The sequence below is a fragment of the uncultured Paraglaciecola sp. genome (assembly GCF_937123705.1).
Lineage (GTDB): Bacteria > Pseudomonadota > Gammaproteobacteria > Enterobacterales > Alteromonadaceae > Paraglaciecola.
Map to the genome: position 1 here is coordinate 1 of NZ_CAKZKO010000208.1, position 9,688 is coordinate 9,688.

Consider the following 9,688-nt stretch of genomic DNA (forward strand, 5'->3'; position numbering starts at 1 on the left):
GTTTGCAGGGGGACAGGTATTTTTCTGTCATTGATAGTAAAAATCATAGCCCTCGGCCATTCGTCCGGCGCTATTAAATCAAATATACAATGCTCTGCGCTTTGCTTAATACCCTCAAAGATATAGCTACCTACCTTGGCATCAAGCATCATCTTAAATGAGCTTGCTTTCAGTCTTTGGTATGACTCAATATAGTTGCGCGTTTGTGCATGACTTACATGAAAACCTTTAGGCATTATTCAACCTCAAAACTTTTTTATTACGAAAAACAGGTGCATTCTTACAGTTATTGATTTTATGAGACCTAGATGCGACTGCCGAAAACCAAGCGAATCATTGGCCAATCTTATTTTTTATTGTTCTTTAGTCATACTAATGCCTTAACTTTATACCTTTATACCTGCGTTATACTTATACCGGAATAAAGCAAAAGCCTTGCCGGGCTTGTTGTTCGAGTTACTTTATACCTTTACCGTCTTTTTCTTAATAAATATAAAAACTCATTTTTCAGATATAAAAAAAAGTATTCAATAAGAAAGAAGAAATTAAGGTATATAGGTATAAAGCTATCTTTAAGCCTTATATATAAAGGGCTTTGCCTTATACCGTCTATGGTATAAAGAAGGTATAAAGCAGATAAAACAAAGATCGGCCAACTATCGTTAATGGTCACTTTACCGCCCCTGTCAAAACATAACGTTTCTTTTTTCCGGACTGCTTGAGTGCAATATCTCCGACTTGTTCCATACGGTTGATAACTTGGTCGTAAAAGTCGGGTTTATCTTGTGCTTGGTGAGTTTTGTTATGTTGGTCTGTTAGATGCTTTAACTTAACAAAGCATTTCAATACAGCTTGTTTCAGGGCGCTTGGTGCTATGCCTTCAGTTTTGACCTTATCTGTTGATAACCTGCGTTTAATATCAGCTCTTGTGTGTAATGCAATATCAGCAGTAGTTGCGCTTGCTCTGTTTGCTGCATCTTTTTGTAATAAATAGCCAACATCACCGATACACCTAGCCACCAGCGAAAACGCATAGCTAACATGTTCTGGCTGCACTTCGCCCACTTCCAACGCTAGCAAGCTTGCAACTTTATTAACTTGCTCCATTACCCGTGCATAAATAGCCCCCATCACAGGCGCGTTAAGTCGTTGGTCTTGATCGTAATAGTCCTGGATTGCCTCAAGCATTACCTTTGCTTGTTCACTGACTTTTAAAGGGTGCAGACTACCTTTATTAATCTGATGTAAACGGTTAATTAGTGTTGCATCACCTAGAAACGGCGGTTTCTTTAACTGTTGTAATTTTTCACGCTCTTCAGCGCACCGGATCACCAGACAGCGACCAATTAAGCCACTTCCGATATTTTCCTCAGTTATCAGACTATCAAGGCCAGTCGGCGTCGAATGCCCCATTATTGACACTATAGGATCAGGCCAGCCATTTTCTATGAAATCGCGTTTTTTATACAACCGCCTTAAAGCGCGGCTTAGTTTTTCAACGTCAGGGTCTTCTACAGTTTCGAGCTTTTGCCCTTCTTCAGCTTTAGCTATTTTCTTTTTAAGCTGTTCGATATCGTGATCAATTTCTTTATTAAATTGTCTACGATGATTGCCAGCAAATAAGTAAACGTTTGATGTTGCAAGTTGCAAAATCAGATCACCTATTTTACTTTCATAGGTATTAGCATTTTTACTGTTTATTGATTTAAACAAGCCCTGAATTTCATCAATCCGATAACAACAACGCCCATCACCTTCTATCACGTTTCGGATCATATCAACGTCTGAAGAAATGCCCCCGACAACATGGCGACCTAATTTTAATTGTGCCGCGACTTCAGCTAACCAGCTTTGGCCGTGCTCTTTACCTGCAGCGCTTGGAGCAATAGCCAACGTTAACAGATTAAGTTTAATACCCTCTAAACCTTTGCGAACACCTGCAGCTAATGAAAGCATTTGCAGCGCAACAATAGGATAGATCAAAGGTATCGGGCGCTTTGCAGTCAAGTTCAAGTGCTGGCACATTTCACCAGCTAGCCCCGGCGGATTTTCAATGCGGACACCTGACACATTTATAGGTAATGTCTCTTGCTCTTGCGTTTCTTCACGGTCTTCAGCAGCAATAAACATAGCAAAAGCGTCATCGGTAGCAGCTAGACCTAATAAATCAGCAGCGGCCTTTACCGCTTCTTTAAAATCGCCGCGATGGTCTTGTTCACAGAATAGATCAAAGGAATCTAAACCCTTTCCATGTAGTGGATGACTGGTATTGTGAATATATAATCTTTCGCGCCCGTCGCGCTCGCCCGTAATAATCTTAGCCCCTGCAACACCGCTTTTACTTTCAGGTGGTAAATAGCGATTTTCCCTAATGTGTTTAAACCCTAATTCCTCAACCTTTTGCTGAAGTGGGTAACGATCACAATAAGCCTGCACTACGCTTTCACCTCTTTGCTTAGGCTTCGCCTTAGTTGCAAAAGGTATTGGTTCTGGGGCTTTTACAGGCACATTAAACAGCTTGCCAGTTTCATAACTAGAACTGTAATAAAAAGCAGCTCGGCCAGCTTCAACCCTAGGGAAATACCATGGCTGTGAAAGGCTATTATTCTCGCTTACTGGTGCAACTTTAACTCCTGCACTATGCAAAATATCTATTATGGCATCGACACCACTTGCTAAGGTTTCGGGTGTACCATCACTAGGCACTAATAAACGCCACTTGTTGAAGTTTTCGCCGTGTTTGTGGTGGCTGTGGCTGGTATAAATGAGATGTTCAATACCTGCCTCTTTCATAGCTTTATGGGCCAATTCGGGATCTGGTGCACCTTCTACAACTTCACCATCTTCATTTACTGAACTGTCACCATCAATAATGATCAAAAGATTGTTTGAATGAAGCATTGCCTTATCGCTTCTATTACCTTCACAACGTCCACGAACAAAGTAAGGCCCATCTTTAGACCCTACCTTAATTTTATCAGGCTGAAACATGACTATCAGTTCAGATAGAGTTAACTCAAGTGGCTGTAATTGGGTATTGCTTACGCCACCCGTATCTGTACTAGACAGGTTAAGTTTTGTACTGGTAAAATTACTCTTGATTGATTTATCAAAGACCCTGTTAACTGTGGCGGTTGCGGGGTTTTGTTTTGTTTGCCTAGTCATTGTTATCACCAGCCTTTAAAACATATAAACCTTGTCGATGGCGAACCCCTGTTGAGTCAGTATCAAAAACCCAATAAGTTAAAATTGTATATCCTGCGTTTCGTAAATCCTTGATCCGTCCTGCTGGGTGCATTACAGCTAACAAGTGCCGAGCTTGTAAGGTTGTTACTGTTCCGTTTTCTTTAAGATAACGCAACAAACGTGCACATTGTGCTGTGTATGAATTACTGATTGTGTGAGTGCTCATTTCTCGACCGCCTTAGCAAACAGTTGACCGTCTTTATTAAAGCGAACGTAAACGAATTGTTGTTCGTGAGCGTACTCAATCAGTTTTGCTTGGATAAGCCTATCCAATATATTGCGAGTGTTCGAGGCTGTGTAACCCTGTTCAGAAGACACTTTTAAAATAGTCTTTAACGGCATCTTGCCAAGCGCGAGGCGTGAGGTAATGAAGCAAAGATGGGCGTTTGAAGCTGAGAACCCTTGCAAGCATTCAACAAGAACAGCCCGGCGGTTTTCGATGTAGTAATTTTCATCTTTCATGTTAAATCACCTCGCCGTTTAGAAAAGCTTGTACAGCTTCAGCAGGCCAAAGCAAACGGCCTGAAGGTAATTTGGTAGGTCTGATTCCATAGAAGCTGCCTGTTTTGCATAGGCGAGTTCTAATTGTGCTAGGTTTGCCGTGTAGCGCTTCGGCAAATTGTTCGGTGGTTAAATTTTGTAGTGTAAAAGTATGGTTCGCCATTTGTATAAACCTATATTTGTTGAATAGGTTTTGCATTCTAGAGACGAAATTTGATTAAAAACAATTAGCTAAATTAGTACAAATACACTTTGTTTTAGTTCACTAAATTTGACTTTACAATTTTGGGTAGTTTTTCACCCTATCTTTAAGATCATTAATAATATTTTTTACAGTACCAGCACTAACACCTGCAATTTCACAAAAGCGTTTATCTAGCCGTCTTACCACTTTTCTGTAGTCATATATTAATTCCGAAGGCTCGACTCCCCTTTCGTCAGCAATATTATCATAATTTGGAGTCGTTGTTTTATTCAAAACGGATTCTGGGATTAATCTTTGAGAAAGTATGACACTAGCAAGTACCATTCTTTGATTTGCTGGAACTGTTAGTTTTGATGCGGCTTTTGTATTTGGCTTACGCTCTCCAGATACAATATTAGCAATAATAGGTAAAAGCTCTGTAGGAATAGGATGTCTTATGATCATTTCCTTTAAAGGCGTAGGGTCACAAAAATCCCATGAATCAATAGCGGCTATCCAATTAAAGTTTTTTTCAACTTCATGATTACCAACTCCCGGCAAAGAAACAGGTCGATTACTATCCGTAAAAATTCTTAATGAATCGTCCATCACGCCTCCTTAACTACAGTTAAACGTTTTTCACTACTGACAGGAGCACATAGCCCGGCTTGTTCTAAAAACCATGTTTCTATTCGTTCATGCCAAAGCCTTAAAAGGTCTAGTGGCCTTTGTTTATAATGTTTTTCGGCGGTGGCGCTGGGCTTATGTCCCATAATTTGAGCCACTACACCAGTCGGCACTTCAACCCATTCTGATAGAGTGGCAAAGCTGCGGCGTAAGCCATGCAAAGTTAAGTTCGCAATACCTGCAGCATTAATCGCGGGATCGTAACTCTTGCGGGGATCGTTTAATTTTCCACTCTTACCTGAAAGACTTGAAAATACCCACTGATTACGGCGGGGTAGTTGAATGAGTAGACTTTCTACATATGGGGTTAAGGGAATAACTCTTACACCTTCCACGCTGCCCTTGCTGGTGGCTTTGTCGCGTATAGTCATACTTTTCCATGTAAAATCCACGTCTGACCATTGCAAGCCCATTAGTTCATTGCGTCTAGCCCCTGTCAGCAACAAAGTTTGCACATAAGCAGAAATAACGGGGTTAGCTATCTTTCTAAACTCTGCAAACAAAGCGGGTAATTGTTCACGCTGTAATACGTCATCACGGGGTTTTAATTTGGTAACTGTCTTTTTAACGGCTTTACTTTTTAGTGCAACAACATCAATTAGACCTGCATATTCAGGTTGTTCATTGCTCCAACTTAGACAGGCAAACAACAAGCGGTAGGTTTGAGCAGCAACACCGGGGCGGGTTTTATTTTCTTTATCCAGCCAACGCCTAACTAAATCAGCGTTTAAATCCCCTAGCTTAATATTCACTAAAGGAAACAAACAACCCTGCTTGGTTAATCGTCCTTTCCCCCTAGCCCAAGGTAAGCCAGCTTGCTGAACTGACTTTAAATGATCTTTATAGTGTTTTTCGCCCCAATCATTCTTATTAGCTTCAACATATTCAGACCATACAGCACCAAGAGTAACCGAACCGCGCTTTACCTCTTTTTCTTCAGATAATTCAGCGGCGGCTTTTTCTCTTTTAACTTTAGCCGGGCTGACGTTCTGGCTAGCTAGTACATTAAATTTTTTTGCTTCGGTTCTGGCTTGTTCTATATCAAATGATTCTTCAGCACCAATAACGGTCCTTTGTGTTCTGCCATTTACCCACACTTGAAAAATGTAAGTTTTCTTACCTGAAGCAAAAGCCCTGAGACCTAATCCCGGTTGCTTATCATCCCAAAGAAAAGCCTCTTTTTTACCGTCAGGACATTTAAAAGCGGCAACCCTACCAGCGGTAAAATTTACTTTATTTTTGGCCTTTGCTGGTTTAGTGGTAGAATCTGATGAAGCCATTTGAACCCCCTTATGGTTCTGGTGGTTAGCCCTGCGAGTGTTCGAGCACCAGCGGGGCTTTTTGTTTTAATGCTGCGGATCGGTTCACGGATCGGTCACGGATCGGAATTGTATTAATATACACCTATTCCGAACAACACGCCACATAAGAAAACTATTGTTAAGATACTGTTTTTAATGAGTTTTGAAATGTAAATCAATGCGGATTAATACGCAATTCTTTCGACTCATAATCGTCAGGTCCCCTGTTCGAGTCAGGGAGGGGCCACCATTTTCTCCATACAAATCATCGAGTTACCTCACACCCACCGACTTATAGATTTTTGGTCTGGCTGAAATTCGTCTGAAAAACCACTCTTTGTACATTTTGCGCTCTGTTGGCAGCTGTGGGATTTTCGTAGTTGACTACCACCGACCTTCGGCCATTGAACATTTGCCACTGTCGGCCACTCTGGAGCCACTATCTGTCGTTTTTGGGCTGGGATTGAGGCAACTGCAAACCAGTCACAATTTAATCCTTTCATTGGGGTTGGGGGGGGGAGGCAGAAACTGAAACTCTGGAATGCTGCGAAACTGAATAACGCGGGGAAAGTTCGCTTATCGTTAAAAGTTCTGCATCGACCTAAATCACTCAAAAGAAAATTTATTCTGTCAGACTGTTGTGAGCGAAATAGCAGCCATCGGAGTTTGGTCGCGAATGAGAAAATTAGCGCCCAAAGCCGACATTAGTATTTAGTTTAAAAAGGGCAGGAATCGACCTAAACCGTCATTAGCAAAGATCCATTTTGAGTGATTTTTAGGGGCACTTTGATACGATTGCGGACATTAAAATCAGTAGATATTTAAGCTGCTTTAAGTGTTCAACTATTATGTTCCTGATAAAGAGCTAAGCCACCATTGCCGATACTCTTGAAAATTTATTAGGGTTAAAACTAAACACCAGATACAAAAAAACACCAATCAAGATAATTGATGTTTTCTATAATCTGATACTAAAACCTAAATTAAGATTGTTTCTTAAATCGTCGTGATGCTAAACCCATTATACCTAGTGCAAAAATAGCAAGTGTAGATGGTTCAGGTACCGAGGTAATGCTTGTTGTTGCAACAGGAATAGCACCATTTTCTTGTGCATTATATCCAAGTGCCAAATACAACGTAGCCTCACCAGAGAACTCTCCATACAAATCCCATTTATTTAATTGTGGCATCAACCATGATCCTGCTCCGATTACGAAGTTTTCGTTTACTTGGTCATCAATTCCGTTGTCAAAACCTAAGTTGCGAACTCTTTGATTCGTGTCGCTGAACCACAATACAGAACCACGATTATAGAAATTACCGTCAAACTGTGGGGCGCTGGTTAATTCATTACTGAATACTCTTGAAGCACCCGAGCCAGAGACGAAATTGTCAAGCGTTGGATCAAACGGCGTCGGCGTACGGCTAAGGTTGAGTTTGTCACCGACAAGTTGATACCTACCACCACCACCAAGAAATGGGTCGTCAACAAAAGCACCGAAGGATTGTGTCCAGTCATGAAACATTAAGGCATAAGGATCGGCATTGGGATTGGTTGCAGTACCACCAAGATTGAATACGATGTCTTCGGTAATCGTAAAGACACCAGTTCCGTTTGTTACGTCACCAGAAATTATAATACCAGCATTAGAATTTAAGCTACAAACAGATATGATTAACCCTGCTAAAGTTAATTTTAATTTTTTGAATTTCATTTATATGTTCCCTTTAATCCTTCTCATGTTAAATCTACAATGAGTCATTTACAAATAGTTAAAAACTTTTGCAAGGGTTTAAAGCAAGAGTCACGCCAAAATAAAAATACCTTTATTTTCAACCATATAGAACATATATTTTTTTATAACTCTTACTCTGTAAAAATAACCGACACTGGTTGACGAGTCAAAAGTCGTAGAAAAGACACTTAAAAGAAGCCCGCACAACTCTCTAGTTTTCATTTTCCAGTTTTTTCTAGCATTAAAATGCTAACCCGCATGGTCACTTGCGGTACCCTTGATAATTTACGAAAAAGTACTTTTTGCCTCTATTTTAACTGCTGCCCCATAGCATCCCTTGCCTGTGCAAGCCCTTTGACGGCCTGAACTTTATTTCTGGCTCGTTTTAACGCCTCGGCAAAGGCTGCGGCTGCGTCTGCATAGTTGCCTTGTATTAGGTTAAGCTCTCCCAATAATTGGGCAGAGGGATAGTCCACAAAAGGAGGACCAAATTCATAGGGCATCGCACCTTCGAGCTCACTGGCCTTGGTTGCACTTGCAATGGCAGCGGCCAAATTTCCTTTAGCACGCTGTTCGAAGGCTTCCAGTTGTTGTTCGATAACCTCTGTGCGTTTGAGGTATTCGAGAAAAAACATTTCTTTTTCAGGCAATGTCATTATTGTCCGACGCAACTTTGCAACGAGCTCTTTATATTGTTTTTTTAGAGCGCGGATTCTCTCTGGATCTTTTGCCATAAATGCTTTGACATAAAGTAGGTTGAGATTAGGATCAAAGGCATCCTGTAGATTAAAGGTCCAATTCAATACCTCAGTGTCTGTTCCGCCTGTTTCGAATACATAGCGAGACCACATTTGTAACAGCGACCCGACTGGATCACTATCCGGATCAAGAATCATTGGTGCTTTAGGCGGCTTGGCCAAGTGCGTTATTTCCTCATAAGCAGTTTCAAGCAACTGTTTTGCTTGTGCAAAGTTACCCTGTTGCAGTAGGCCGTAGAGCAACCAAAAATTATAATGTCCAACATGAGATGCAGGTTCTCCTCTCTCAGCCCGCATGTGATTAGCTACCTTCACAGCGTTAGTGTTGGCCATGACAACATCGTCCCACATTCCCAGAGCGTTAAAAATATGGGAAGTCATATGCAGTGAATGGCCTGCATCGGGTGCCATTTTATAGAGTGCTCTGGCGGCTTCTAATCCAAGAGGCGCGTGAATAGGGTCATCAACGGCGTGAATAAGATAGTGCGCCGCACCGGGGTGTTGTCGGTTTGCATAAAACCCCTTCTGAGCGATTGCCGCCGCTTCCATGTAGTCAGGGATATCCCTTACCCCTCCGTGAGAGCCCAAAATAGCTAAGGCATAAAATAGCTGAACCTCAACATCACCAGGATAACGTTGTGCCATTTCACTTAGAAAATGTTTGTATGCCATATCTCTTTGGTATTTGCTTGTATCACTGTTTGCTAAACCGTAAAGAATATCCAAGCTCTTAAAGTAATCCTTCTCTTTCTTCGTCTTCAGTTTTGCCTGGCGTTGTTCAATTGTCGGAGCAAAAGCATTAAGTGCATTTTGCGCCTTATCTCTAAACTGCATATCCCAGATGGGATAATTATACGCCATGGCTTCGCCCCAATAAGCCATAGCAAAGTGACTATCGATAGATTGGGCTTTCTTAAATTCGGCAATAGCGAAGGGATATTCAAATAAATGCAGGAGCAGCATGCCTTGTTCAAAGGCATCTTGAGCTTCTTTAGAATGGCTAGAGGTAGCAAAGGTTAAATGACCAAGCACTCGTTCGGGCTTGGCAATATTATCTGCTTTGTGCTTGCCATCATGCGCCAGCACAATATGGGTGGTTAACAATGTGGCAAGCATGAAAATAACAAACTGTTGCAGTTTAGTAGAGGCAAATCTCTTGATTATAGACATGCGAACAATCCATATTTGATTGGTTACACTTAAAGTAGCACATAAACCGGTAACAGAGAGAAGTACTGGCCCGCTAAATTGCTAAGCAAAAGAGGGGCAAAATCT

Annotated in this window: 9 protein-coding genes; all 9 read right to left on the reverse strand. The window is 41.3% G+C overall.

Going from position 1 to position 9,688, the window contains the following annotated elements:
• Positions 1-236 (reverse strand): hypothetical protein (locus Q0688_RS25865; RefSeq protein ID WP_299084405.1); only part of this gene is annotated, 236 nt, incomplete at its 3' end.
• Positions 237-669: 433 nt separating this feature from the next.
• Entirely contained in the window at positions 670-3,165 is a 2,496-nt protein-coding gene (locus Q0688_RS25870) for a hypothetical protein (protein ID WP_299084409.1), read from the reverse strand.
• Complete coding sequence (locus Q0688_RS25875; protein ID WP_299084411.1) at positions 3,158-3,412, reverse strand: helix-turn-helix domain-containing protein; 255 nt, start codon at positions 3,410-3,412, stop codon at positions 3,158-3,160. The genes Q0688_RS25870 and Q0688_RS25875 overlap by 8 nt, the downstream gene beginning before the upstream one ends.
• Positions 3,409-3,708: a hypothetical protein gene (locus Q0688_RS25880; RefSeq protein WP_299084414.1), complete on the reverse strand. Its 300-nt coding sequence runs from the start codon at positions 3,706-3,708 to the stop codon at positions 3,409-3,411. Before Q0688_RS25880 ends, Q0688_RS25875 begins: the two co-directional genes overlap by 4 nt.
• Position 3,709: 1 nt before the next feature.
• Positions 3,710-3,910: a helix-turn-helix domain-containing protein gene (locus Q0688_RS25885; RefSeq protein WP_299084417.1), complete on the reverse strand. Its 201-nt coding sequence runs from the start codon at positions 3,908-3,910 to the stop codon at positions 3,710-3,712.
• A 114-nt stretch (positions 3,911-4,024) separates the two neighbouring features.
• On the reverse strand, positions 4,025-4,540 hold the full coding sequence (locus Q0688_RS25890; protein ID WP_299084419.1) for a hypothetical protein: 516 nt from the start codon (positions 4,538-4,540) through the stop codon (positions 4,025-4,027).
• Positions 4,540-5,898 carry a tyrosine-type recombinase/integrase gene (locus Q0688_RS25895; protein WP_299084421.1) on the reverse strand — a complete coding sequence of 453 codons (1,359 nt, stop codon included), beginning with the start codon at positions 5,896-5,898 and terminating at the stop codon, positions 4,540-4,542. The genes Q0688_RS25890 and Q0688_RS25895 overlap by 1 nt, the downstream gene beginning before the upstream one ends.
• Before the next feature lie 1,004 nt (positions 5,899-6,902).
• The gene (locus tag Q0688_RS25900) at positions 6,903-7,634 is read right to left on the reverse strand and encodes a PEP-CTERM sorting domain-containing protein (protein WP_299084424.1); all 732 of its coding nucleotides are present in this window, start codon (positions 7,632-7,634) and stop codon (positions 6,903-6,905) included.
• A gap of 329 nt (positions 7,635-7,963) precedes the next feature.
• Positions 7,964-9,583: a hypothetical protein gene (locus Q0688_RS25905; protein ID WP_299084426.1), complete on the reverse strand. Its 1,620-nt coding sequence runs from the start codon at positions 9,581-9,583 to the stop codon at positions 7,964-7,966.
• Positions 9,584-9,688 lie beyond the last annotated feature (105 nt).

What these genes read in the sequence shown, in the direction of transcription:
- Q0688_RS25870 (WP_299084409.1), bottom strand. Translation starts at nt 3,165, where the DNA reads ATGACTAGGCAAACAAAACAAAACCCCGCAACCGCCACAGTTAACAGG.
- Q0688_RS25875 (WP_299084411.1), bottom strand. Translation starts at nt 3,412, where the DNA reads ATGAGCACTCACACAATCAGTAATTCATACACAGCACAATGTGCACGT.
- Q0688_RS25880 (WP_299084414.1), bottom strand. Translation starts at nt 3,708, where the DNA reads ATGAAAGATGAAAATTACTACATCGAAAACCGCCGGGCTGTTCTTGTT.
- Q0688_RS25885 (WP_299084417.1), bottom strand. Translation starts at nt 3,910, where the DNA reads ATGGCGAACCATACTTTTACACTACAAAATTTAACCACCGAACAATTT.
- Q0688_RS25890 (WP_299084419.1), bottom strand. Translation starts at nt 4,540, where the DNA reads ATGGACGATTCATTAAGAATTTTTACGGATAGTAATCGACCTGTTTCT.
- Q0688_RS25895 (WP_299084421.1), bottom strand. Translation starts at nt 5,898, where the DNA reads ATGGCTTCATCAGATTCTACCACTAAACCAGCAAAGGCCAAAAATAAA.
- Q0688_RS25900 (WP_299084424.1), bottom strand. Translation starts at nt 7,634, where the DNA reads ATGAAATTCAAAAAATTAAAATTAACTTTAGCAGGGTTAATCATATCT.
- Q0688_RS25905 (WP_299084426.1), bottom strand. Translation starts at nt 9,583, where the DNA reads ATGTCTATAATCAAGAGATTTGCCTCTACTAAACTGCAACAGTTTGTT.